Source organism: Rhodococcus sp. 05-340-2, from assembly GCF_002258915.1.
In the GTDB taxonomy this organism is placed as follows: Bacteria; Actinomycetota; Actinomycetes; order Mycobacteriales; family Mycobacteriaceae; genus Rhodococcoides.
In genome coordinates this window covers 1-23,378 of record NZ_NOYU01000014.1, presented here as the reverse complement: position 1 = coordinate 23,378, position 23,378 = coordinate 1, and the positions used below count along the sequence as shown (strand labels likewise).

Below are 23,378 nucleotides of genomic sequence, written 5' to 3'. Positions count from 1 at the left end.
TCTCTCACTGTCCGATGTCGGTCGGCGGGTCGCCGGCCCACGCTGCGTGCAGAATGGCGGTGGCGGCCTCACGGGTGACGGGCCGCGGGTTTCCGTACGATCTGCTCGTCACGTCGTCGGCGATTCGGTCGATGTCCCTCTCCTTCATACCCAATTCGGCCAGAGAGCGTGGCGCTCCGAGTCCGCGACAGAGCTCCCACAACCGGGTTGCCGGGTCCCCGGAACCGGGAAGCGCACGCGAGAGCGCCGTCACTGCGCCCGGTGCAGCCGACTGATTGAAGGCCAACACGTGCGGCAACACCACGGTGTGGGTCGGAGCGTGCGGCAGGTTCAAGGTACCGCCGAGAGAGTGACACAGCTTGTGGTGCAACGACATCGTGGTGGCACCGAGAGTGGCACCGCACAACCAGGCACCGTAGAGGGCGTCGCTGCGCGCCTGTGGATCGAGGTGATCGGCCACGATCGCGGGGAGCGCCGATGCGAGCGCGCGCACCCCGTCCTCGGCCATCAGCGCGGCGATGGGGCTGATGTCGGGTGCATACAACGCTTCGACGGCGTGCGCCACGGCGTTGATTCCACTCGTGACGGAGATGTCGACCGGAAGGCCGGTCGTCAGCTCGGGGTCGTAGACGACGCTGCGCGGCAGCACCCTGATGTCGCGACCTGTTTCCTTGCGTCCGTCGGTCGTCAGACCCCACACCGGGGTCATCTCCGATCCGGCGTACGTGGTGGGAACCGCGACGATCGGCAGCCCGTGTACGAGGGCGATGGCCTTGCCGAGGCCGATCGAGGAGCCGCCGCCGACGGTGATGCAGCCGTCGGCCCCGAGGGAAAGGGCTTCGGCGCTGGATCTTTTCGCCACCTCCGACGGCACGTGCATCACGGCGTCGGCCCGCACGCCCACACATCGGTCTCCGAGCATCGAGGCAATACGTTCGGCTGTGCCCTTCTGGCTCGGCGAGCAGAGAACGAGGACGCGCCGCAGACCGAGGTGATCGAGCTCGTCGGCCAGAGCCGACAGCGAGCCCGCGCCGAATCGCACCCGCATCGGGTTCGCCTCGTAGGCGAAGTCGTAGGTCATCGCGACAGGACCGCCGTCAATGCCTGCCGCAGGGCGTCCTCGGGGTCTGCCGCGAGTTCGTGTGCACGCCAGCAGATGTGCTTGTCGGGGCGCACCAACAATGCACCGCTCTCGGTCACCTCACGGAGCCGAGACCAGTCGAAGTACAGGTCGGTGACATCGCGTCCGGGCCCGATGACAACGACCTCGACGGCCACACCCAGTTCGTGACCGATCTTGTCCGCCGCCGACTCCCAATCCGATCCGGCCACTCCTGTGATGAGCGTGAAGCGGTCGTAGGGCGCGAGATCCATCATCGCGAACTTGTGCATGTTGTCACCCACCCAGGCGTGCGGCAGGTGCGATCCCGGCACTGTGGAGACCTGGTAGTACAGGTCCGGGTCTCGTACCGCCTCGGGCAGAACCCCGTCGGACACGACGGCCGAGGACGTGTAGAACTGCCCCAATTCGACTCCATGGGCGTTGAACTCGTAGTTCTTGATCTCCATCGCCTTCACCAGCGCGGCCCGCTTCGCCGCGCCCGCAGGCGTGTTGGCCTTACGCTCTTCGATGCGTTCGACCATCTCCTCCTCGGTCTTGGCGTCGGTGACCCCGAGGGCGTGGAACAGGTCTGCGAACTCACGACCGGAGCGGTTGGCACGCTTGACGATTCGCTCGGCCACCGGGGCACGCTCGGCGGTGTAGGTATCGAGCAACGCTTCGCCTGCCTGACCCTTCAGCACCGCGGCGATCTTCCACGCGAGATTGTAGGAGTCCTGGATCGAGGTGTTCGAGCCGAGACCGTTGCTCGGCGGATGTCGGTGGATGGCGTCGCCCGCGCAGAACACCCGGCCCTTCTGCAGGTGCGTGGCGTACATTTCGTTGTTGCCCCACAACGATGTTCCGGTGATCTCGACGTCGAGCTCCGGCATGCCAAGCAGGCTGCGAACGATCTCGATGGCGGCCGCCTCGTTTACCACCGGCGGTGGCTGTGCGATATCGAATCCCCAGACCACGAGCCACTCGTTCCACGGCCGGACCATGCGAACCAAACCGGCACCGATACCGCCGACGTTGGATCCGGGCTGAATCACCCAGTACAGCACCGACGGTCGGTGTCCGACGTACTCGGCGATGTCGGCCTTGAAGGTGATGTTCATCGACCCGGCGATGTCCATCGCGCCCTCGAGCGGAAGGTCGATGTCCGCGGCCACCTTGGAACGCGCCCCGTCCGCGCCGATCAGGTACTTGGCACGGATCGTGTAGCGGTGTCCGGTGAGTCGATCGACCACCGAGACGCTGACCCCGTCGGCATCCTGGACGTGCGAGAGGTATTCGGTGGAGAACTGGGCCTGGGTTCCCCGCATCGTCGCGTTCTTCACCAGGATGGGCTCGAGGTACGTCTGGGGAATGTCGACGGTCAGGCACGGCGAGGCGAGCTGGTAGTCCGCTTCGCGGTCGGCCCCGGTACCCCACGTGCGGATGCGACCGATCTCCTCGCCCGCGATCGAGGTGCAGAACACGGTGTCTCCGACGAGCCCGTGCTCGGTGGCGTCGGCCAGCACCTGGTCTGCGATACCGACGTCGCGGAAGACCTCCATGGTGCGCTGGTTGGTGATGTGAGCGCGTGGAGTGTTGGCCGTCCAGCGGTACTTGGTGATCATGATGTTGGGGATTCCGAGAGTGGACAGCAGCAGTGCTGCGGATCCACCGGCCGGCCCCGAGCCGACGATGAGAACGTCGGTCTCGACCACCGAGGAATCGGGCAGCTCTGTGGCCTTCTGGCCGTCGTCGAACACCGGCATGGAACACACCCTTCGTTGCGCCCGACGTTGATCTCGGGTCTTGCAACCCAGTGTCCTGCATCACACCGGGGGTGGCCATCGATCGCGGTCATCTCGGCGCAAATCGACAACGGTGGCGCAATTGCGAAACTAGTGCCCCGACCGCAGCACCACGGCGTCGCGTCGAACGTCCGATGCTCTGGCTCCGAACCGCGCCGAGAAGGCACTGGAAAAGTAAGCGGCAGAGGAGAATCCGCAGGAGGCGGCGATCTCGGCAATCGACGTCGAGCGTCCCGACGGCGAGGTGAGCACCGTGTGTGCACGGGCGAGGCGTCGCTCGAGGATGTACTTGGGCACGCTGGTGCCGTCGGCGGCGAAGACTCGGGACAGGTGCCGGGCGCTGATGCCGATGGCGTCGGACACGTCGGTGGCAGACAACGACGCGTCGGTCAGACGGCGCTCGATGTAGGAGCGGGCAGACGCGCGATGCGCCGCACCGACGTCGCTGCGCGTTCCACCGGTCAGGACGGAGACCAGTTCGAGGATGGTTCGCTCGTCCAGTGGTGTGGGCCCGTCTGCGCGAATTGCCCGGCTGACCCGAGCTGCGAGGGCGGCGGCGTGCACGTTGCCGTTCGCCGAGAAGTCGAAGACCCTCGGGGCCGCGAGCGAGTCCTCGCCGGTGACGTCGGAGTAGATGCCGCGCGGGATCTTGACGACGAGTTCCTCGAGGCCGTGCGAGAACCCGCGCATGAAGGCTCTGTCGGCGTCGCACAGCAGTACCTGGCCGGGGCCGACAGTGCGCACTCCGTCCTCCGAGTAGAAGAACGCATCGCCGACCAGGCTGAAGTACAGGACCACCGAGTCCGACGGCCGCCGCCGAATCAGCTCGGCATCTCGCTCGACGACATGGGAGGTTCCGACGACGCGGGCCAGGCCGACCGATCCGACCTGGACGTTGGTTTCGGTGGCCTCGAGGGACCCGCCTTCGAGGCTGCGGCATCTCAGTCCGATGAGCACCTCGGAGTTGTGTCCCTCCCACCGTTGTATTCGCTCGACGGAGGGAAGCCCGACGGTGGAGAACTTCACGGGTGACGCAGCGATCGGCACGTCGGGCCTCCTCCTCGGCGAGGGACTTACTTCTCCGGTACGAAACGCAGGTGTTCCGGATCGACTGTAACGAACAGCATCCACCGATCACCGAGACCGCGCGTGACGTGGCCTGCTCCGGTCACGTCGTCGATGTAGGCGATGTCGCCTGCCACCGGCGAGGTCACCGTTCCGTCCCCGGTCTCGTTCTCGGCCCTGCCGTTGAGCGTGACGCCCAACTGCGGTCGCGGGCCGTTGTGCCACACGCCGGGAACGTACCCGTCCTCGCCGTAATCGCGGCGGGTGACGAATGCTCCGAGCGAGCGGGGCCACTGTTCGACCGGCGGTACCGGAGCCAGATCGCTCGGCCAGCGCAGCGGCTCGGTCCGTGAGGTTCCGCCGTCGTCGTAGATCCACGTCAGCGACGGCCGGCCCTGTCGGATCGCCGGGTCGGGTCGGGCTTCGTTGTCGCCTGCTTCGGGCAGCCAGTCGTCCAGCGCGAGGTAGAGCAACCACGCGAAGCCGTCCCAGGTCATCGTCAGGGTCTCGGGACTGGCGACGTTCGCGAACACCAGGTCTCCGGCGGTCAGCACAGCCGGGCTGCGGTCGCGTACGTCCATCCGCACCTCGCCCGAGAGCACCACAACGGCGTGCGACCCGAGCGAGGTGGGGGCGGGGACGTCGGCCATCCGGGCTCGGGTGAGCCAGAAGGCCGTTGCCGGAACGACATTCGCCGGACCCTTGACGCGTGAGTCGCGGTGCGGAAGGAAGGCATCGCCCGCGTCGATTCCTCCGTACGTGTCGGAATCGCCGAGAGTCTCGTGCACGCGAAGCACTTTCATCGGGCGGTCATTCGGCGGTGGGGGCGTAGCGTCCGCTCAGCTGAGGCGGAGTCCGACCCTTGTTTCCCGCTTCGGTCCATTCCTGGCGCGTCTGACGTCCCCAGGTGCGATGCAGCTCGTCGCTGATGGTGACACTGAGCCGGCCGAGGTCGCCCACTTGCAAGTCGATGCGGTCGCCGTCCTGAAAGGCATGCAGTCCACGGTGATTGGTTCCGGTGGCGATGATGTCGCCGGGTTCGAGGGCGTGCATGTGCGAGACGAACTCGACGGACTCGGCGATGCTGTACGCCATGTCGTCGGTGTCGAACTCCTGCTTGATCTCTTCGTTGTTCCACAGCGTGACCGGCATGTTCTGCGGGTTCGGCACCTCGTCGGCGGTCACCAGGTACGGGCCGATCGGGCAGAAGGTCTCCCGCGACTTCATCTGGTAGAAAGCGTTCTCCCGCGGCGGGATTCCGCGTGCAGATCCGTCGATCAGGTTGGTGTAGCCGAAGATGTGGTCGTATGCATCGGCTGCCGAGACGTTGTGCGCGCGCTTGCCGATGATGATGGCCAGCTCCGCCTCGCCCTCGAAGATCGTTGCTGCGACGTCGGGCAACACCATGGTGTCGCCGTGTCCGATGATCGAGTTGGGAGACTTCGCGAATCCGTTGATCGGTGGCCGCTCGGGCAGGGTGCCGTTCTCCATGTAGTTGCGCGCCATGCAGTCGATGTTCGACGGCCGAGGGATCGGCGGACGAATGCGTACTGCGCTCAACGGAATTCCGTCACCTGCGGCCACTGCGGCTTCGAGGCGTTCGCGGTAGGTGGCCCAGCCCTCGATGACGCCGCGGATGACGTCCTGCGGATGCGCCGCCGGGATGTCCTTGACTTCGCCACTGAGGTCGATCACGTTGCCGCCGTGGAGGGCTCCGAGTTTGAAATCGTCGAAGAAGAGAAGCTTCATGGTGTTGCACCTTTCGTTGGGGGTTGGGGGTTGGGGACGAAACGTCCGTACCGGCCGCGGAAGAAGACCAGAGCGCTGCCGTCCTCGGCCGCGCTGAGACTGTGTACTCGGGCCACGACGATCGTGTGATCGCCTGCCGCGTATTCGGCGTACATCTCGCAGTTGAGCCAGGCCACCGCGTCGTCCAGGGCCGGGCCAGCCGACTGGTCGTGCCAGCTCGTGCCTGCGAAACGATCGGTGTTGCGTGCCGAGAACTGGCGTGACGCCTGTTCGTGATGGTCGGCGAGAATGCTGATGCAGAACCGGCCTGCCGCTCTGATGGCCGGCCAGGTGGTCGAGGTGCGCGCTACGCAGATCGAGACGAGTGCCGGGTCGAGTGAGACCGCCGTGAACGAGTTCACCGCGATCCCGGTCCGACCGGATGGGCCATCCGACGCAATGACGACAACGCCGGTAGGCAAGTGGCCCAATACTTTTCGGAAGAGCATTCCCGCATCCACTGCGGCGGGTGTTTCGGTGGTCGACGTCGCCATGAGACAGTCCATTCGGGTTTTGATTCCGTCTAATGGAATCTTATTTCAACCGACTTTACGTGACGTCGAACACTGCCGTCAACCCTCGGGAAGGACGGAGTGCAGCGGACGCCTTTGCGTCAGAAAGGTTTCGGGGAAATCAGTGACCCGAGTCGGTCTCGGGCATTGCGATATCGAGAGCGGACGCCGGCAGATCTCCCGCGGCGCGCAGCCGTTCCGACATCTCCCGTGCCAACGAGAGCAGCTGCTGAATGATCTCCGCATCACGATCGGGCTCGATCTTGCCCAGGCACAGCATCGCTGCGATGGGCCGTCGATCGGCGTCGAGGACCGGGGCCGCGATTCCGCGCCCGGTATCGAACCGTTCGAAGTTGTCGACGGCGTAACCCTGTTCCTGGATGCGCGAGAACTCCGCTTCCATGGCATCCGGGTCGGTGATCGTGTTGGGCGTGAACCGCCGCAGTCCGTCGTTCTCGTAGAGATTGCGACGTTGCTCGTACGGCATGTACGACAACAGAAGCTTGCCGTCGGCCATGGCGTACGCGGGCTGCGGGTGCCCGGGCTCGAATTCGATGAACTCGGTGTGCGCTCCCGCTACGCGCGAGAGCTGAACGGCCTTGACCCCGACGAGGGTGCTCAGAACGGCATCGTGGCCGGACCATTCCGCCAGACGCGACAGGTACATCCGCGCGTCGTGCAGTACCGGATTGGTGACCATTCCGACGCTGCCGATGCCGATGGCGTGCATTCCGAGCCGGTACTTCGCGGTACGCGAATTCTGTTCCACCCAACCGACACTGACGAGAGTGCCGAGGATGCGGTGCACGCTGGCCGGCGACAGGTGAACGAACTGGGCGAGTTCGACGATACCCAGCGGGTACGGGTGCTCGGCCAACGCCGTGACGATGCGGGTGGCCCGGGACACCGCACGCACATGGCCGGCGTCTCGGTTCTCGCGCTCGTTCACAAAGCCTCCATGGGACGTGAGCTTACTAGTCATCCCGGTCGCCACATCGTTCAACGCCCCTGTGGCCGGGCTCATCACGTCATCACGGACGCCCCAGTCAGTCGGCGCACATCGTGGATCGTCACCCCTGGAGCCACTTCACGCAGCGCGAAACCCCGTGGCGTGACGTCCAGAACGCCGAGGTTGGTGACGATGCGGTCCACCACCGCGCGTCCGGTCAGCGGGAACGCGCACTGCTGCACCAGTTTGGGAGTGCCGTCCTTGCCCGCGTGTTCCATGACGACGATGACGCGGCCTGCACCCGCAACGAGGTCCATGGCCCCGCCCATCCCCCGCACCATGTGACCGGGCATCATCCAGTTGGCCAGGTCGCCGGTCGCCGAGACCTCCATCGCACCGAGCACCGTCACGTCTATGTGTCCGCCGCGGATCATGGCGAACGACGTCGACGAGGACACGAACGATGCGCCGGGGAGCACCGTGATCGGTTCGGTTCCGGCATTGATCAGGTCGGTGTCCAGGCATTCCGGCAGCGGCGTCGGCCCCACGGCCAGGACTCCGTTCTCGCTGTGCACGGTCACTCCCAGCGAGGACGGCAGGTGGTTGGCCACGCGGGTGGGTAGACCGATGCCCAGGTTGACGCTCTGACCGGGACGTAGTTCCTGCGCGGCTCGCCGCGCCATCTCATCCCGGTTCCAACCGAGGCCGGTCATGCGACCACCTCGTCCGGTACTTCGACCACACGCTGGACGAACACGCCCGAGAGCTGAACGGAGTCGGGATCGAGTTCGCCGGGTTCGACGACGCGCTCGGCCTCGACGACGGTGATGCGGCCGGCCATCGCCACGTCCGGGTTGAAGTTCTGCGCCGAGGCCCTGAATATCGCGTTGCCCGCCGTGTCGGCCACCGCAGCGCGAACGAGCGCGTAGTCGGTCACGATGCCCTCTTCGAGCACGTACTCACGCTCGCGGCCACCGAGTCCGAATCGGCGAATCTCCTTGGGAGCAGACGCTTTCACCACGTCCCCGGCCGAGTTGTACCGATGCGCCATACCGCCGTCGGAGACGAGGGTGCCGACGCCGGTCGGGGTGAAGAAGGCAGCGATGCCCGCTCCGCCGGCCCGCAGCCGCTCGGCCAGAGTCCCCTGCGGTGTCAGCTCCACCTCGATCTCGCCGCTCATGTACTGCCGCGCGAACTCTTCGTTCGATCCGATGTACGACGCGATCACACGGTCGATGCGACGGTCGTGCAACAGCAGAGCCAGACCGGCTCCGTTGACCCCGCAGTTGTTCGCCACGACGGTCAGGCCGGAAGCACCCTGGGCGCGCAGTGCTCGCACCAGCGCCCACGGCACTCCGGCGGTGCCGAATCCACCGACGCCGATGCTCGCGCCGTGAGGAATGTCGGCGACGGCCTCGTCGGCCGACATCCGTTTACCGGCCCGCACGGCCGAATTCGAGGTCACAGCAGCACCAGCCCACCGTCGGGACACAGCGTCTGACCGGTGATGGCCTGACTCTCCGGCTGCACCAGGAACGCGACGACGTTGGCCACGTCGTCGGGGACCAGCGGACGCGGAAGTGCCTGCCGGCGTAGTACGTCGTCCTTGACGTGCTGTTCCATGCCGCCGACCGGCGGTGGCGTCAGGCCCGGTGCCACGCAGTTCACCGTGATGCCCGACGCGCCGAGGGAGCGTGCCAGCGAGCGTGACGCACCGATGAGCGCGCCCTTGCTGGTGATGTACGGCAGCATGTCCGACACCGGCGGTGGGTTGAAGAAGGTGTCGGACACGAGGAACACCACGCGTCCGAATCCTCGCTCGCTCATGCCCGGTTCGAGTTCCTGGACCAGCCACAGCGGCGCTTCGACGTTGACGGCCATGACGTTGCGCAGCACGGTGGCATCCAGATCGGCGAGAGTCGCGCGCTGGAACGAGACCCCGGCGTGGACGAGGACGTCGACGCGGCCGTGTTCGGCGAGCACCGCCCGTGCGGCTGCGCGCACGGCGTGTTCGTCGGACAGGTCGACCGCCGGATCACCGTGCAGGTCGAGCGTCACCACGTGGTGGCCGGAGGCGCGGAGTCGGTCGACAACAGCCGATCCGATGAATCCCGCTCCTCCGGTCACCAGTGCGACGGGGGCGTCGTCAGCCACCGAATTTGCTGTTCAGGCCGCTGAGTGCACCGTCGATGTCCGCTCCGATACCGACGCGGGCACCGTCCTGCATCTCCTCGGGCACGTCGGCCTCGATGGCGTATTCCACCTCGGAGCCGTCGCCCGCTTCGCGCACGGTGAAGGTGGCGGCGAGGTGCTGCATCGGTCCGGGCTGGCCCGGCACCAACTCGTAGGTGAGCGATCGGGCGGCGTCGTCCTGGGCCGCGATGCGGTCGAAGACCGAGTCGCCGCGGGAGAAGTCGACCTTGCGGCTACCGTCGGCCTGCATTTCCACGGCGTCGATGTGCGGCTGCCAGGAGGCGTAGCCGCCGAAGTCGCTGACGAAGGACCAGACCTCGTCGGCCTTGGCGGTGAGGGTGGTCGTCTTGCTCAACTGAACGATGGTCATGGTGTTCTCCTCGAATTGTGTTGGTAGGTCTAGCTCTTGGCTGCAGCGAGTTTGGCCTCGGCGGCCGGGACGCTGAGCATCTCCATGTCGCCGGGCAGCGCACCGCCCATCCCTTGGAGCGCTCCGCCGGTGTGCAGATCGCCCGTGTCGATGGCGACACCGCCGATCGTCGCGAGAAGATCCGTCACCAGCTTCTTCGCGTCGTCGTCGTCGCCTGCCATGTAGACCGCGTGCTGAGGATCGGCTCCGGCCGACAGTGTGGTCGCCATGATGTGGATGGGAGTGACGTTGAGCGCCTTGACCACTCGCGCGCCCGGTATGTACTCGGCGACCACCTCGCTCGAGATCCGGCCGCCGATGTCGATGACGCCCTGCGGTCCGGGGGCGGTCCGGTTGTTCGTCGTGTCGACGACGATCTTGCCGTCCCAGTTCTCGACGACCGAGACGGCCGCGGCGGTCTTGCCCCACGGGGTCGCGAGGAAGACCAGGTCGGTGCTGTCGACTGCCTCCTGCACCGTTCCCGCGGAGCAGTGTCCGTTGAACTCGTCGACGATGTCCGCCAACGATTCCGGGCCGCGCGAGTTGCTGAGGATGACGTCGTGTCCGGCCCGAGTGAACAGTCCGGCCAATGCCTGACCCATCCGTCCGGCTCCGATGATTCCTATTTTCATTTCTCTCCTTCTGTGGTGGTTGTTGTCGCCAGGTCCGCTTCGCTTGCGTCCCATTGGTCCCCGCCCAGGTAGCTGGCTCGGACCAGCCCCTTGTCCTGCAGCAGCACGTGGGCGTCGTGTCCGGCCGAGATGTCGCCGTGGGCCATCAGGTAGGCCCGGTCCGAGATTCCGAGGGCGAGCTCCACGTGCTGCTCGACGAGCAGGACGCCGCAACCGGTGTCGTCGGCGAACCGGCGGATGACCGGCAGCAGTGCCTGCACGATGACCGGCGCGAGCCCGAGGCTGAGTTCGTCGAGCAGCAGCAGCGCCGGTTTGCGGGCGAGCGCCCGGCCCACGGCCAACATCTGCTGCTCGCCTCCCGAGAGAACTCCTGCGAGCCGGTTGCTCAGCGACGTGAGCGCCGGGAAGTAGTCGAAGGCGAGGTCTGCATCGAGAGTCTCACCGCGCCTGCGTAATTTGAAGTGCTCGGCGACGGTCAGACCGAAGAACAGTCCTCGGTCTTCGGGCACATGCGCGATGCCGCGGCGCGCCCGGTTGGTCGGCGACAGTGCCGCGAGGTTCTCACCCAGCAGGCTCACTCCGCCCTCGAACGAACGAACCAGCCCCGAGACTGCTTTGAGAGTGGTGGTCTTGCCTGCGCCGTTGGGCCCGAGCAGAGCCACGACCTCGCCCGAAGCGACCTCGATGCCGATGTCTCGGACGACCACCGATCGCTGGTAGCCGGCCGAGAGATGATCGACGCTCAGAACCGCGCTCATGTCAGATCCTTTCCTGCTGGGGCGACGTCGTGACCGAGATAGGCCGAGATGACGCGGGGGTCGGATCGCACGACATGCGGGAGTCCCTGCGCGATCACCTGACCGAATTCGAGAACGACGACGTAGTCGCAGGTGCCGAACACGAACGAGATGTCGTGGTCGATCAGCAACATCGGCGTTCCGTGATCACCCAGGTTGCGCAATTGCTTTCCGAGAAAGGAGCTTTCGGTCGTGTCCAGGCCGGCGGCCGGCTCGTCGAGGCACAGAATGGCCGGCTTGGACGCCAGCGCCCTGGCGATTCCGACGAGTTTGCGTTGCCCCTCGGAGAGCTCGGTGGGCAGCGCCTGGGCCAGGTGGCCGATTCCGACGTCGTCGAGAGTCTTTGTCGCACCCGCGATATCGTCGACGCCGAGGCCGAACATGCCGGCGATCGTCGATCTCACGGTGGGCTGGCGTGACGCCACGGCGAGATTCTCCGCCACCGTCAGGTCGTCGAACAGTTCGACGGCCTGCCAGGTACGGCACAGACCTTCCCGCACTCGTGCATGGGGACGCAGGCCGCTGACGTCGCGGCCACCGATCTCGATGGACCCACCGGCCGGGACGAAACCGGTGATGGCGTCGACGAAGGTGGTCTTGCCCGCTCCGTTGGGTCCGATCAGGCCGACGATCTGGCCCGGGCGTACCTGCAGGTCGACGCCGCGCAACGCATGGACTCCGCCGAACCGTACTTCGATGTTGTGTGCTTCGAGAACGTTGGTCGTCATGTTCGTACGCTCTTCATCCGTGGCAGTTCCGGCACGAGGGTGTCGATGCCGGTCGTCTTGCGTTCCTTCTTGATCGACCTCGACACGAGCAGGCCGTCCGGGAAGAACCGCAGTTGGAGCAGCAGACCTCCGCCGATGAGCAGCTGCACGTACAGGGAGATGTGGTCTGCGGGGAGCACGTATTTCTGCAGGATCAGCGGTATCACCGAGCCGATCGCTCCGAAGCCCGCCAGCACGGCTCCCTGCGGCAGCGTCACGCCGAGTACGTAGACACTCGCCACCAGTGTCAGGGCGACGGAGATCCCGTAGCTGTTCGCCGAAACGGTGCCGAACTGGTAGGCGTACATCACTCCCGCCACTCCGGCCAGTGCCGAGGTGATGCCGAAGGCGACGATCTTGACCGTGCGCACGTTGACTCCGGCTGCGGCTGCGGCACGTTCGTTGGAGCGGATGGCCAACATCTGACGACCGAGGTCGCTGTTGCGCAGGTAGACCACGCCCATGTACGCGAGGGTGGCGACCACCAGCGCGACGAGTCCGAACACCGGGCTCGGTAGTGCGCCGTCCAGTCCGCGCAGACCGGAATCGGGTCCGAAGTTGAATCCGAACAGCGTGGGTGAGGCCACGGGTGCCCCGGTCTGTCCTCCACCCCACTCGGAGTTGGCGAACACGAATTGTTCGATGGCCACGGCGGCGGCGAGGGTCACCACCACCAGGGTCACTCCGCGCACTCTCAGGGCCGCGGCTCCGATCCCCACGCCCAGTGCCGTTGCCGCGAGAACGGCGATGATCGGGGCGGCCGGGAAGCCGAGACCGAATTCGGTGCCGAGCCGCGACACCGCGAACGCGGCGAACCCGGCGAGCGCGAGTTGCACCACCGACAGCTGCCCGACGTATCCCATGATGACGATGAACGACAGGCACAGGACGGTCGCGACCAAGCCGGTGGTGATGGCCTGGCGTAGGTCCGCGGGCAGGACGAGCAGTGCGATCGCTCCGACGACGAAGACCGGGCCGACGCGGCGCAGCAGGTGCTCCTGACGGGGTACCGCCGGAAGCGAGCGTCCGACGAATTCGCCGCGCTGCGGCAGTGTCGAACCCTTCCACCACAGTGCGACAACGATCAGCAGGAACTCTGCGAGCTGCTGCAACCCGGGTGGGGTGATTCCGTCCTGCGTCGGGAACCAGGCCATGGTCGAGGCGTAGGACAGCAGCGACTCGGCCATGCCGATGAGAAGACCTGCTGCGCAGGCAATTCCGATCGAGCTGAACCCCGCGAACAACGCAGCGGCCAAGGCCGGGATCACCAGCAGCGGCAGCGTCGAGGCGCTGACTCCGACGATGGAGGCGGCCAGGATGCCGACGAAGCCGGCCGTGACATAGGCGAGTACGGAGTTGGCCAGCGAGATCGACGACGGCGACAACCCGGCCAGTACGGCCGAACGCTCGCTCTCCGACGCCGCGCGGGTCGCGATTCCGAAGCGGGTGAAGCGGTAGAGTGCCGCCAGTGCCGTCGAGATCAGTACGACCACTGCGGCCAGAATCAGTTGTGCCACCGGCACTGTCACGCCGCCGACTTCGACGACCGAGTCGGTCAATACCGCTGGACTGTTGAGCGGAGCGGTGCCGAACACGAGCTGGACCACCGCTTGCAGCAATAGCAGTACGCCGATGGACGCGACGAGTTTGGCGAGCGGCGAGGCGGATCTGAGCGGTTTGACGGCGGCGAACTCGACCATGACGGCGAGCAGAGCCATTGCCAGCAGCGTGACGACTATTGCTGCGGGAGTGGTCAATGCGGGGGCGAAGAACCCGGTGCGCAGGGACCAGAAGAGGTAGCCGGCGACCATGACCACGGCACCGGCCGCGATGTTGATCGTTCCGCTACCGCGCCAGCTGAGTACGACGCCGACCGCGATCATCGCGATCAGTGCGCCGGTACCCAACCCGAGCAGAGCGAACAGGAAGACGGTATCCATGCGCTACGCCTGCCCGAGTCGAATCGTGGGCCCGGCCATCACGCGAGCGGTGCCGGCGAGAGATCGAAGTGCTCCTGGGCGAACATCTGCGCGAAGGTCTCCCACTGCAGGCCCACATTGGTTCGCGCCGTGGACATATCGCGGTAGTAACGCTGCATGCGTGAGCCGTTGCGGCCGCCTTCGCTGGTTCCCGAGGTACGGAACAGCAACTCGACGGCTTCCCAGGCGAGGTTGACGGCGTGGTGGGTGCTGGCGTTGATGTTCATCAGGTCCTCGGGCTCGAACTCGCCGCCGTCCTGTACCGACGACGCGCACAGCTCGGAGTAGTGCTGGCTCATCTTCACCAGAATGTCCTCGGCCGCACGGATCTTGCCGGCCGCGACGCCCCAGTAGCGCTGGAAATCCGGGGACGTGAAGCGCGGAAGTGGGTTGGGGCCCATGGTCTTCTTGGTCCGCAGGATGCGCTCGTATTCGTCGAGCGCGGCCCAGGCGCAGCCCACCAGTACCGAGGTGATCTCGAGCTGCAGGTAGCCCATGGGATGGCCTGCGTACATCGGATTGCCGTGCAGCTCGTAACCGGGAGTCTTCAGTCCGCCGCGGAACTGCAGCAGGCTGCCGCGCACCACGTTCTCCTCCGGCACCGCGGTGCCGGCGACGGTGATGCTGTTCGAGCCGCTGCCGCGCATACCGAACGCGCGCTCTTTCCAATCGTCCTGCAGGATCCAGCCGTTGCGCGGAACGAGAGCCAATCCCTGGCCGGTCTTCTCGCCGCCCTCGACGAGCCGCACCGCGAGAATCGCGTGGGTCGAGTAGGGCGATCCCGAGCAGTAGTCCCAGGTTCCGTCGACGCTCCAGCGACCGTCGTCCTGCAGAGTCGCGGTGCCCATCGGCACGCCACGCATCGGGGCTGCGAAGTCCCCGCCGGGTCCGATCGCCTCGGCTTGCGCCTTCTCGTCGAACAATCCACCGATCTGCAGTCCGTGACCGGAGGCAAGGCACAGGCACCAGCCCGAACCCGGGCAGCCGCGGGCGATTTCGATGATCATCCTGACGAACGAGGTGACGTCGTACTCGAGCCCACCGAAACGCTGCGGGAGCAAGGTGCGGTAGAAGCCGGCCTCCTTGAACAGTTCGTGCGTCTCGGGCGAGTAGGTGCCGCGAGCGTCCGTCGAATCCTGTTCTGCGAGCAGGTGATCACGGAACGATCGTGCTCGTTCGATGAGGACTTCCGGACTCGACGCGGGGCTGGAATGTTCGACGGTGTCGTTGGCTACAGCGGTCATGATGGTCTTCTTTCTCGAGAGTGTGGGGGCTGTCGGAGATCGATGTGTCAGGAGCCCGATGGTTCGAGCCAGTCGGTGAGCGCGGTGTACGAGCCGTTGCCGGTGTATTCGAAGACTCGAGTCTGGGCACCGCACAGGCCCGGCTCGGCGGTGTTCGCGCCGCAGGCGACGGTGGCGCTACCCAACAGCAGCGGGCCGGTGAAGGACTTCGCCTGTTCGGCGATCGCCGGCGCGGTTGCTTCGGAACCGCCTGCGGCATTGAGGAATCGGGTCGCTGTGGCGACCAACCCCCATGCGAGGGCGGCGTCGGGAGTGGCCTGGGACGTCTCGGACAGTCCGGCGGTCGTCGAGGCCTCGATGTACGACTGGACGTCGGGCTGGCTCATGTCGGCGACGTTGGTCTGGGTCGAGATCTGCTGCCACTTCGGTGCGTCACCGCCGAGTCCCTGCGCCACCTGGTCGGTGAAGCAGAAGGAGCCGGCTCCGATGATGGGGGCCGTCACGGCCAGGGTGTCGAGGGCCTTGGCCGCGGCCACGCAGGTCGGCGGAGTCGAGACGAGCGGGACGATGGCATCGGCGTCCGATGCCCCCGAGGCCACAGCTGCGGCGGTGAGGTTGGTGGTCGACGGGTCGAAACCGACCGCCTTGACCTCGATGCCGACCGAATCGAGTGCAGTCTGCAGAACCTTTGCACCGTCCGCACTTTGAGCGTTCTGCGGGTAGATCAGCGCCACAGACTTGGCGCCGACGACGGTGTCCAGGTAGGTCGTCAGTCCACGGAAGATCGACGACGGGTTGCCGTTGTAGATGAAGACGTTGTCGCTCTGAGCGTCGGTGGAACTGATGGAGTTGGCCATCAGGATCGGCTTCTGCCCCTTGTTGACCGCCAGGAACGACTGATTGCCGGTGATGGTCGAGCCGAACAGCACGGTCCGAACGTCCGGATCGTTGACCAGCTGCAGGCCGCAACTGTTGCCGTCCTGCTCGTTCTCGACGACGAAGCACGTCTCGAGCTTCAGCGGATGGCCGTCGATACCGCCGAGGTTCTCGTTCACGTACTTCACGGCAGCCTCGGCACCGTCGGTGGCGGCCGGGAATCCGAGGGCACCGCCCTGCTGATTGACCCATCCGATGGTGACGGGTTCGAGGCTCTGATCGGCTGCGCCTGCAGTTCCTCCGGTGTAGTCGACCAGGTCGGTGACAGCCGAGGTGTTGGTCTGGTCCGTTGCCACGGCCGTCGAGCCGCCGGTGGCGGTACCGGTCGGTGATGCCGCTTCGGCGGCGCAGCCGGCGAGCACGGCCGACATGGTTGCCGCGATGACCATCAACTTCGCGGACTTAGACCCGGCCCTGGTGGGACGGGAGGGAGTGAGAGACATTGGGGTTCTTCCTTCGAGAGCGCGTGCGGGGTGCTCACGCGGTCTCGTGGACTACTCGCGTGGCCTTCGTGGAATGCGATTCCGAGGTACGGAATCGAGACTAGCCATGTGAGGGCCATCACACAACCCTCAATACCTTCGGGTTTTCTGTGCGTTTCGACCCTCGCCTGACAGTCGATCAGGATGCGTCGGACTGCAGATGCACATCGAAGAAGGCGAAGACCTTCTTCCAGCCGTCCACCGCCTGTGCCTGCTGGTAATGCGGATGGTCGGTAGCGAAGAACCCATGTCCCGCACCGTCGTAACGATGAAACTCGAAATCCTTGCCGAGCCTGGTCAGCTCACGTTCGATGTCGTCGACCTGCGTCGGATCCGGATTGGTGTCGTCGTTCCCGAAGATCCCCAACAGCGGAGCCGACATGTCGGGAGCCCGATGAATGACTCCCCGCGAGGGGGCGTTCGGCTTCGTCGGATCGGGAGCCTGCGGCACGATGCTTCCGCCCCAGCAGTCGACGGCCGCGTCCAACTCCGGTACGTCGCACGCCGCGAGGAAGGCCTGCCGTCCGCCGGAGCAGAATCCGATCACCCCGGCCTTGCCGTTGGATCCGGGCTGCGACTTCACGTAGTCGGTGGCCCCGGCGATGTCGCCCATCACCTGGTCGTTGGGCATGGCCTTTCCCAATCCCTCGGCCCGGGCCGCCGCAGCGACCTCGGCCCAGTGCCCGGGACCGCGGCGGTGATAGAGATTCGGCGCGAGGGCCGCGTATCCGCACTCGGCGAACCGTCGGACCACCTCTTTGCACCAGAAGTCGAGCCCGGGTGCGTGGTGCAGCACGACGACGCTGCCCACCGGCTCGGCAGCGGTCGGGCGAGCCGAATAGCCCTCGATGCGGTCGCCGTTGTGGCCGCTGAACGCAACCACCTCGGCGATCATTCCTTCTTTCAACGCTCTTCTCCTCCGCGGTCCCGGCCGGGTTTCCTACGCCGCGACCATCTCGTCGAGGCGGCTGCGCAACTCCTCCTCCGACAGCGAGAGATCGATGGGCTCACTGAACGGCTGCGGCCATTCGATTCCGGTGTGCCAGTAGACCTCCACTCGGTTTCCCTCGGGGTCGCGGAAGTAGCAACCGAGCGCATTGCCGTGATTGCTGATGTGGTCGATGTCGTACTTGCGCTCCACGATCTGGGCATAGAACGCACGCAGGTCGGCCAACGAATCGACGACGAACGAGAGCTGCTGCGGATCGGTGTGGCGTTCGAGGTTCTTCGCGAGCAGAATCTCGTGGTGCTCCTCCGACGGCCGCGAACTCAGAAAGACGCGGCGTTCGTCGCGGTCGGTGACGGTCATTCCGAGGAATGTCGAGTAGAACTCCATCATGATCTCGGGGTCGGAGACGAACAGTCCGACGTGGCCTAGACGGGTGACTTTGGGCATGAGAGTGAGCCTTTCGGTGATGTGGTGGATGGGAATTGAAGGGCCTGGCAGTTCAGATGAACGAGACCGATCCGGTGACGACATCGAGCAGATGGTCGAGATCGTCGGGAAGCGCGTCGCCGCGCCACGCGACATGGTGATCCGAGCGGATCAATGTCGCTCCGGCGGAATACAATTCACACAGATCGGTGAGGTCGGGATCCTCGACGGTGAGGATCTGCAGTGGCACGTTGCGTTCTGCCGCGGCGTCGGTGAGAGCGCCGTGTTCGACGTCGCCGAGGACAAGGAGCGTGAAGCCGTTCCCCAGGTGGTCGTACAGCGACGAGCCGTCCGCGAGCCAATGATGCGGTGCACGATTTCCGGGATAGGACGACGGAACGTAGTCCTCGAAAGACGGTGCAGGTTGGTCGGTTCCGTCGCGGTAGATGATGGGAGACGACGAGTAGCGGTAGCCGAGTTGGCCGCCCATTCGCTTGAACTGACGGGCCTTCTGGATCGCGATGTCCTCGGCCACCTGGGCGCGGATCGCTTCACCGACGGGGCCGTCGTCCTCGATACCGTCGCGCACCAGCTCGCGGGAGCCCACGGCCTGATTGCTCTCGCAACCGGCGAGGATGAAGCGCGCCGCTTCACCGCGTTCGATGCTGTAGCTCGGGAGCATGAGGGGACCGCCCCAACCGTCGATCAACGCGGCGAGTTTCCAACCCAGGTCGGCGGCGTCACCGATGCCGATGTTCATGCCGAATCCGCCCATCGGCGAGACCATGTGCGCCGAGTCGCCGGCCAGCAGTACGCGGCCGAAGTCGAATCGAGGTGCCTGGATCGAGTGCGTGATGAAGGTACCGCCCGCGAGTGGCTCGACCTCGAATTCCTCGCCGATTGCTCGAAAGAGCATGGCGCGGCAGGCTTCCCAGTCGTCACCGTCGACGTCCTCGGGTACGGGCGAGCAGAAGTAGGCCCAGTGATCGGTGCCCGACTGCGGCACCAGACTGTCGCCGGCACGGTCCTCGTTGTAGAACAGCAGCATCGAGGCCATCGGAGTGGCCTTCCACAGTTCGGCCAGTGCCGGAGCCTTGATGTGCCACAGGAAGCTGCGTGCGAGGTTGGGATGACCTTCCATTCGGACGTTGAGGCCGTCACGACGGAGTCGGCTTCGACTGCCCTCGGAGACCACCATGTACTGCGCCAGCAGCGTCTGTTCGCCGTCCGGGGTGGCGACGGTGACGGTCACCCCGTGGTCGTTCTGCTCGAATCTCTTCACTTCGCTCTCGAAGCGCAGATCGATGAGAGGAAGGGCCTTCACGCGGTCCCGCAGCGTCTTCTCGATCGCCTCGTTCGGGGCCCATTCCGCGACCTCGGACGCGATGGGCAGTCGCTCCGACCACTCGTACGCGCGGGGAAACCTCAAGACCTCGTGACCGGTCAGGCGGGTCACGAAGGCCACGTCACGGTAGACCAATGGGCTCACAGGATCGTTGTCGCGCAACGCATCTGCGATGCCCCAGCGCCGGAAGTGCTCCATGGAGCGAACGTTGGTCATGTTGGCGCGTGCGACGATCCGTTCCTCCTCCGAACGCTTCTCGAACAGCACGCTCGGGATACCGCGAAGGGCGAGATCGATGGCCAACGCCATCCCCACCGGCCCCGCACCCGAGATCGCGACGGGTACTTCGTTGGAACGAGATGCCACTGTCCACTCCTCTGAATTCCATGAACGATTCCATCTGATGGAATGTGTTTCCAAGATAACAGCGGGTTCGAGAAGTGGCAAGCATCACGTTTCGCTACTGGCGGGTACTACGGCCGCGAGCTGGGCGTTGCCGGCGGGGCCTGGGTGTCGCTGGCGGGGTCCCGATCTCGCAATCGGGCAGTGCCGAGCGAGGATCACGCGCGCGAGGTCGACAGATCCCGGTCAATTCCGTGACAGCACAATGGTTTCCCCGACAATGTGTACGATCACCGCCATGAGTGCCCCACCTTTCCCTCGCATGCAGTGGGTGCCCGGCGGCCAGTTTCGGATGGGGTCGGACTGGGCCGACTATCCCGAGGAGGCGCCCGTTCACGAGGTGACCGTCGAGGGTTTCTGGGCGGACGAGACTCCGGTGACCGTCACCCAGTTCAGACGGTTCGTCAAAGCCACCGGGTACGTGACGGTGGCGGAGCGGCCGATGGATCCGGCGGACTATCCGGATGCGGATCCGGCGCGTCTGGTGCCGAGTTCGCTGGTGTTCACCCCGACGCAGGGCCCGGTGGATCTGACGAATTGGCAGGGCTGGTGGCGGCTGATCCCGGGCGCGAACTGGGCGCATCCTGAGGGCCCCGGGTCCGGTATAGACGGGCGCGAACTGCATCCGGTCACGCATGTGAGCTGGGAGGACGTGCACGCCTACGCGCAGTGGGCGGGCAAGGAACTACCCACCGAGGCCGAGTGGGAACGCGCGGCGCGCGGCGGGTTGAACGGCGCGCCCTATGCATGGGGAGACCAACTGGCACCGATAGGTACACAGTTGGCCAACTACTGGCTCGGGGAGTTTCCCTGGCAGAACCTCAAACCGGTCGCCGATCGTAGGACCACGGCCGTGCGTTCGTATCCGCCCAACGGCTACGGCCTGTACGACGTCACCGGAAACGTATGGGAGTGGACGGCGGACTTCTACCGCACCGATCACAGCGAGACCGCCACCCATGCCTGCTGCGGACCGGCAGTCGATCCGCGGGTCGCGTCGGCCGAGGGCAGCCACGATCCGAGCAATCCCGCCGGGACCATCTCGCGTCGGGTCATCAAGGGCGGATCCCACCTCTGCGCCGAGAACTATTGCCGCCGTTATCGTCCCGCAGCTCGGCAGGCGCAACCCGTCGACTCCGGGATGTCCCACATCGGTTTCCGCTGCATCGTCAGAGGCTCTGCACCGACTCGCTGAGCCAGAACGCGCGGTCAGTCGGACCGAACACGACTCCGCGGCGGCCCGGCAGGCCCGCATCGCCCGCCCTCGCGTAGTGCGACCACGGTCCACCCTGCTCCGATGACGGATAAGGCCACAACAGCTCCAATTGCGATCATGGGACCACAATGGACTGGTTTTTCGTCGAATAGTGCAGTCCAGTGTGCGAGAGTGGCCTGTATGGATCCTTTCGACGCAACGGCGATCTCGGCCCCGGAGCTGGCAGCACGGATCGACCCGTCGACGTTGCGGAACAGATCCGGCGGCCCGCTCTACCTCGAGATCGCCGACGAGTTGCGGCGGTTGATCGAGAGCGGGGAGGTCTCGGCGCAGACGCGGCTTCCCGCCGAGCGGGCATTGTCGATCAGTCTCGACGTCAGTCGGGTCACGGTCGCGTCGGCCTACAAGCATCTTCGCGAGGGAGGGTGGATCAGCGCGCAGCGAGGATCGGGTACCTACGTTTCACCGACAGGGTCCTTGCCGTCCTGGGGTTCTCTCGCCGGCGACCGTGACACCGCGACACTCGAATTCGTCAACGCGTCACCCTCGGCTTCTCCCCTGCTGGCCGATGCGTACGGCGTTGCGTCCGAGAAGATTCGAGACCGGTTCCCCTTGGGCGGGTACGCCCCACTCGGCCTGTACGAGCTCCGCGAGTCGATTGCCGCGTACTACCGAGGACGGGGAATGCCGACCACCGCGGAGAACATTCTCGTCACCTCCGGTGCCACCGACTCCATCCACGCTGTGTTGGCGACGTTCACCGAGCCGGGTGCCCGGGTATTGGTCGAGCACCCGACATATCCCGGTGTCGTCGAACTCGTCCACTCCCTCGGTGGCCGATGCATCCCGGTGCCCATCGACCCCGACAACACGGACGAGTTCGTGGCATCAGCGGACCGAGCTGCGCGGCAGAGTGCGCCGACTCTCGCATATTTCATGCCCGACTTCTCCAATCCGTCGGGTGCGCGACTCCCCCTCCGCACCCGTCGCCAGCTGTCCGCCACCATGCACCGACATGCCGTACTGACCATCGTCGACGAGGTGGCGGCCGATCTGTCTGTCGACGGTTCACCGGACATCGAACCCTTCGGCGCCGCCACCCCGGACGTGGCGACGGTGACCATCGGGTCGACGAGCAAGACTGTGTGGGGTGGCCTGCGAGTCGGGTGGGTTCGCGCCGAAGCCGGCCTGCTGGCGAGGGTCGCCGCAACCTATGCGCGACGCCAACTTTCGGTCTCGATCATCGATCAACTGGCGGCAATCGAGTTGTTGGGTCGATACGACGAGGTGCGACGAGTCCGCACGGAGGCGTCGAGAATTGCCCGCGACCACACCGTCGCACTGATGCGTGACCAGTTGCCGGATTGGCACTTTCGAGTTCCCGACGGCGGATTGGCCCTGTGGTGTTCCCTACCCGAGGGCATCCGATCCAGTGCGCTGGTCGCGGAAGCTCACTCTCACGGCCTGTTGCTGGCACCCGGACTGCGCTTCGGAACGGGCTACGCCTTCGACGATCGTCAACGCATTCCCTTCACGCGGTCACTGCCCGAAATCACCTCGGCTGTAGAGATTCTCGCTCGCCTGTCGTCAGAGAACACCCCGGCACCGGCCGTGGCGTCGAGCACGCCTGCTGCGGTGGTGTGAGCCCCGACGTCGATCGCAAACGCGCGCGCGTTTGCGAAACGCGCGCGATTTGGTCACCTGTTCGCTAGCGGAATCGCGCGCATCTGACGAATGCGCGCGCGTTTGCGACGTCGCAGGGCCGGCAGCACTCAGGGCCGGAGGGACTGGACGATTGCCGTGACACGCCGCTCGCGAGTGTCGTCGCGTTTCGCATCCGCGACGGATCGGGCGTGCTCTTTGCGCGTCGACGGTGCCAGCGCATCGAACGCTGCTCGCACAGCGGGGTCCGCGTCCAAGGCTGCCGCCAGTGCCGGCGGCACCTCGATCACCTGCGGCTGGTCGTCCAACTCGATGGTCACGTCGACGGTGTCGCCGGCCTCCACGCCGAGTGTGGCGCGAACACTCTTGTTGAGCCCGAGCAGATTCTCGCAGCCCATCCGGCCGATGCGACCACGCACCGTCTGACCACCGATCGTGAACCGAACCGGCGGAGTTTTGGTGGAACCGAGGGACGCAACCTGCTCGTCCGTGAGCACAATGGCCGCTGCCGGGCCTCGTGATTCGAGGACCGTGGACACTCGCAGAACCGTTGCTGCCATGCGGACAGGCTATCGGTCACGGGTGCGCTCAGTGTCCACAATTCGCGTCGAACGGCGGGATTCGGGCTGTTGCGCTTTCGAGGTGGCTTCCCTCGAGCTGTGATGGACGGCGGATATCGATACGGCCGCGGGCGGGCTACCGACCTCAGGTGAGTGCCGGG

At 65.7% G+C, this 23,378-nt stretch carries 23 protein-coding genes; 2 read left to right on the top strand and 21 right to left on the bottom strand.

The window, feature by feature from the left end; translation table 11 throughout:
- Positions 1 to 4: 4 nt before the first annotated feature.
- From CH271_RS08630 to CH271_RS08535, 20 genes are all read right to left on the bottom strand, one after another.
- A complete protein-coding gene (locus CH271_RS08630; protein WP_094633392.1) occupies positions 5 to 1,081 on the bottom strand; it encodes a maleylacetate reductase in 1,077 nt (358 codons plus the stop codon).
- Positions 1,078 to 2,865 (bottom strand): FAD-dependent oxidoreductase, encoded by a 1,788-nt coding sequence (locus CH271_RS08625; RefSeq protein WP_094633391.1) that lies wholly within the window; start codon positions 2,863 to 2,865, stop codon positions 1,078 to 1,080. The genes CH271_RS08630 and CH271_RS08625 overlap by 4 nt, the downstream gene beginning before the upstream one ends.
- 129 nt (positions 2,866 to 2,994) lie before the next feature.
- Positions 2,995 to 3,951 carry a helix-turn-helix domain-containing protein gene (locus tag CH271_RS08620; RefSeq protein WP_179274703.1) on the bottom strand — a complete coding sequence of 319 codons (957 nt, stop codon included), beginning with the start codon at positions 3,949 to 3,951 and terminating at the stop codon, positions 2,995 to 2,997.
- Positions 3,952 to 3,977: 26 nt separating this feature from the next.
- Entirely contained in the window at positions 3,978 to 4,772 is a 795-nt protein-coding gene (locus CH271_RS08615; protein WP_094633389.1) for a hypothetical protein, read from the bottom strand.
- 7 nt (positions 4,773 to 4,779) lie between these two features.
- A complete protein-coding gene (locus tag CH271_RS08610) occupies positions 4,780 to 5,718 on the bottom strand; it encodes a fumarylacetoacetate hydrolase family protein (protein WP_094633388.1) in 939 nt (312 codons plus the stop codon).
- A complete protein-coding gene (locus CH271_RS08605; RefSeq protein WP_094633387.1) occupies positions 5,715 to 6,251 on the bottom strand; it encodes a flavin reductase family protein in 537 nt (178 codons plus the stop codon). Before CH271_RS08605 ends, CH271_RS08610 begins: the two co-directional genes overlap by 4 nt.
- A 139-nt stretch (positions 6,252 to 6,390) precedes the next feature.
- Positions 6,391 to 7,218 (bottom strand): IclR family transcriptional regulator, encoded by an 828-nt coding sequence (locus tag CH271_RS08600; RefSeq protein WP_037193887.1) that lies wholly within the window; start codon positions 7,216 to 7,218, stop codon positions 6,391 to 6,393.
- Between the two features lie 74 nt (positions 7,219 to 7,292).
- A complete protein-coding gene (locus tag CH271_RS08595; protein ID WP_037193885.1) occupies positions 7,293 to 7,931 on the bottom strand; it encodes a 3-oxoacid CoA-transferase subunit B in 639 nt (212 codons plus the stop codon).
- Positions 7,928 to 8,647, bottom strand: a complete 720-nt coding sequence (locus CH271_RS08590) for a CoA transferase subunit A (protein ID WP_094633386.1) — start codon at positions 8,645 to 8,647, stop codon at positions 7,928 to 7,930. Before CH271_RS08590 ends, CH271_RS08595 begins: the two co-directional genes overlap by 4 nt.
- Positions 8,648 to 8,679: 32 nt before the next feature.
- Positions 8,680 to 9,372, bottom strand: coding sequence for an SDR family NAD(P)-dependent oxidoreductase (locus tag CH271_RS08585; RefSeq protein ID WP_094633385.1), 693 nt, complete (start codon positions 9,370 to 9,372; stop codon positions 8,680 to 8,682).
- Positions 9,365 to 9,781: an SRPBCC family protein gene (locus CH271_RS08580; RefSeq protein ID WP_037193878.1), complete on the bottom strand. Its 417-nt coding sequence runs from the start codon at positions 9,779 to 9,781 to the stop codon at positions 9,365 to 9,367. The genes CH271_RS08585 and CH271_RS08580 overlap by 8 nt, the downstream gene beginning before the upstream one ends.
- Before the next feature lie 29 nt (positions 9,782 to 9,810).
- Positions 9,811 to 10,452, bottom strand: coding sequence for an NADPH-dependent F420 reductase (locus CH271_RS08575; protein ID WP_037193876.1), 642 nt, complete (start codon positions 10,450 to 10,452; stop codon positions 9,811 to 9,813).
- Positions 10,449 to 11,210 (bottom strand): ABC transporter ATP-binding protein, encoded by a 762-nt coding sequence (locus CH271_RS08570; RefSeq protein WP_052047936.1) that lies wholly within the window; start codon positions 11,208 to 11,210, stop codon positions 10,449 to 10,451. The genes CH271_RS08575 and CH271_RS08570 overlap by 4 nt, the downstream gene beginning before the upstream one ends.
- On the bottom strand, positions 11,207 to 11,977 hold the full coding sequence (locus tag CH271_RS08565) for an ABC transporter ATP-binding protein (RefSeq protein ID WP_094633384.1): 771 nt from the start codon (positions 11,975 to 11,977) through the stop codon (positions 11,207 to 11,209). The genes CH271_RS08570 and CH271_RS08565 overlap by 4 nt, the downstream gene beginning before the upstream one ends.
- Complete coding sequence (locus tag CH271_RS08560) at positions 11,974 to 13,956, bottom strand: branched-chain amino acid ABC transporter permease (RefSeq protein WP_094633383.1); 1,983 nt, start codon at positions 13,954 to 13,956, stop codon at positions 11,974 to 11,976. The genes CH271_RS08565 and CH271_RS08560 overlap by 4 nt, the downstream gene beginning before the upstream one ends.
- Positions 13,957 to 13,994: 38 nt before the next feature.
- Positions 13,995 to 15,239: an acyl-CoA dehydrogenase family protein gene (locus tag CH271_RS08555; RefSeq protein WP_094633382.1), complete on the bottom strand. Its 1,245-nt coding sequence runs from the start codon at positions 15,237 to 15,239 to the stop codon at positions 13,995 to 13,997.
- Between the two features lie 47 nt (positions 15,240 to 15,286).
- Positions 15,287 to 16,618 (bottom strand): ABC transporter substrate-binding protein, encoded by a 1,332-nt coding sequence (locus CH271_RS08550; protein WP_052047933.1) that lies wholly within the window; start codon positions 16,616 to 16,618, stop codon positions 15,287 to 15,289.
- A 178-nt stretch (positions 16,619 to 16,796) separates the two neighbouring features.
- Complete coding sequence (locus CH271_RS08545; RefSeq protein WP_256986334.1) at positions 16,797 to 17,564, bottom strand: dienelactone hydrolase family protein; 768 nt, start codon at positions 17,562 to 17,564, stop codon at positions 16,797 to 16,799.
- Between the two features lie 33 nt (positions 17,565 to 17,597).
- A complete protein-coding gene (locus CH271_RS08540; protein WP_037193869.1) occupies positions 17,598 to 18,053 on the bottom strand; it encodes a VOC family protein in 456 nt (151 codons plus the stop codon).
- A gap of 52 nt (positions 18,054 to 18,105) precedes the next feature.
- Positions 18,106 to 19,743 carry an FAD-dependent monooxygenase gene (locus CH271_RS08535; RefSeq protein ID WP_094633380.1) on the bottom strand — a complete coding sequence of 546 codons (1,638 nt, stop codon included), beginning with the start codon at positions 19,741 to 19,743 and terminating at the stop codon, positions 18,106 to 18,108.
- Positions 19,744 to 20,017: 274 nt separating this feature from the next.
- Between CH271_RS08535 and CH271_RS08530 the strand changes: the two genes are divergently transcribed.
- Both CH271_RS08530 and yczR read left to right on the top strand, forming a co-directional pair.
- Positions 20,018 to 20,974: a formylglycine-generating enzyme family protein gene (locus CH271_RS08530; RefSeq protein WP_256986333.1), complete on the top strand. Its 957-nt coding sequence runs from the start codon at positions 20,018 to 20,020 to the stop codon at positions 20,972 to 20,974.
- Positions 20,975 to 21,175: 201 nt separating this feature from the next.
- Positions 21,176 to 22,639 carry a MocR-like transcription factor YczR gene (yczR, locus tag CH271_RS08525; RefSeq protein ID WP_094633378.1) on the top strand — a complete coding sequence of 488 codons (1,464 nt, stop codon included), beginning with the start codon at positions 21,176 to 21,178 and terminating at the stop codon, positions 22,637 to 22,639.
- Positions 22,640 to 22,767: 128 nt separating this feature from the next.
- On the opposite strand, the gene CH271_RS08520 is transcribed toward yczR, so the two are convergent.
- Complete coding sequence (locus CH271_RS08520; protein ID WP_094633377.1) at positions 22,768 to 23,217, bottom strand: YdeI/OmpD-associated family protein; 450 nt, start codon at positions 23,215 to 23,217, stop codon at positions 22,768 to 22,770.
- Positions 23,218 to 23,378: the final 161 nt, after the last annotated feature.

Coding starts and splice junctions, on each gene's coding strand:
- CH271_RS08605 (WP_094633387.1), bottom strand. CDS start 6,251: ATGGCGACGTCGACCACCGAAACACCCGCCGCAGTGGATGCGGGAATG.
- CH271_RS08570 (WP_052047936.1), bottom strand. CDS start 11,210: ATGAGCGCGGTTCTGAGCGTCGATCATCTCTCGGCCGGCTACCAGCGA.
- yczR (WP_094633378.1), top strand. CDS start 21,176: ATGGATCCTTTCGACGCAACGGCGATCTCGGCCCCGGAGCTGGCAGCA.
- CH271_RS08580 (WP_037193878.1), bottom strand. CDS start 9,781: ATGACCATCGTTCAGTTGAGCAAGACGACCACCCTCACCGCCAAGGCC.
- CH271_RS08615 (WP_094633389.1), bottom strand. CDS start 4,772: ATGAAAGTGCTTCGCGTGCACGAGACTCTCGGCGATTCCGACACGTAC.
- CH271_RS08560 (WP_094633383.1), bottom strand. CDS start 13,956: ATGGATACCGTCTTCCTGTTCGCTCTGCTCGGGTTGGGTACCGGCGCA.
- CH271_RS08590 (WP_094633386.1), bottom strand. CDS start 8,647: ATGTCGGCCGACGAGGCCGTCGCCGACATTCCTCACGGCGCGAGCATC.
- CH271_RS08540 (WP_037193869.1), bottom strand. CDS start 18,053: ATGCCCAAAGTCACCCGTCTAGGCCACGTCGGACTGTTCGTCTCCGAC.
- CH271_RS08625 (WP_094633391.1), bottom strand. CDS start 2,865: ATGCCGGTGTTCGACGACGGCCAGAAGGCCACAGAGCTGCCCGATTCC.
- CH271_RS08595 (WP_037193885.1), bottom strand. CDS start 7,931: ATGACCGGCCTCGGTTGGAACCGGGATGAGATGGCGCGGCGAGCCGCG.
- CH271_RS08550 (WP_052047933.1), bottom strand. CDS start 16,618: ATGTCTCTCACTCCCTCCCGTCCCACCAGGGCCGGGTCTAAGTCCGCG.
- CH271_RS08555 (WP_094633382.1), bottom strand. CDS start 15,239: ATGACCGCTGTAGCCAACGACACCGTCGAACATTCCAGCCCCGCGTCG.
- CH271_RS08530 (WP_256986333.1), top strand. CDS start 20,018: ATGAGTGCCCCACCTTTCCCTCGCATGCAGTGGGTGCCCGGCGGCCAG.
- CH271_RS08520 (WP_094633377.1), bottom strand. CDS start 23,217: ATGGCAGCAACGGTTCTGCGAGTGTCCACGGTCCTCGAATCACGAGGC.
- CH271_RS08630 (WP_094633392.1), bottom strand. CDS start 1,081: ATGACCTACGACTTCGCCTACGAGGCGAACCCGATGCGGGTGCGATTC.
- CH271_RS08575 (WP_037193876.1), bottom strand. CDS start 10,452: ATGAAAATAGGAATCATCGGAGCCGGACGGATGGGTCAGGCATTGGCC.
- CH271_RS08565 (WP_094633384.1), bottom strand. CDS start 11,977: ATGACGACCAACGTTCTCGAAGCACACAACATCGAAGTACGGTTCGGC.
- CH271_RS08610 (WP_094633388.1), bottom strand. CDS start 5,718: ATGAAGCTTCTCTTCTTCGACGATTTCAAACTCGGAGCCCTCCACGGC.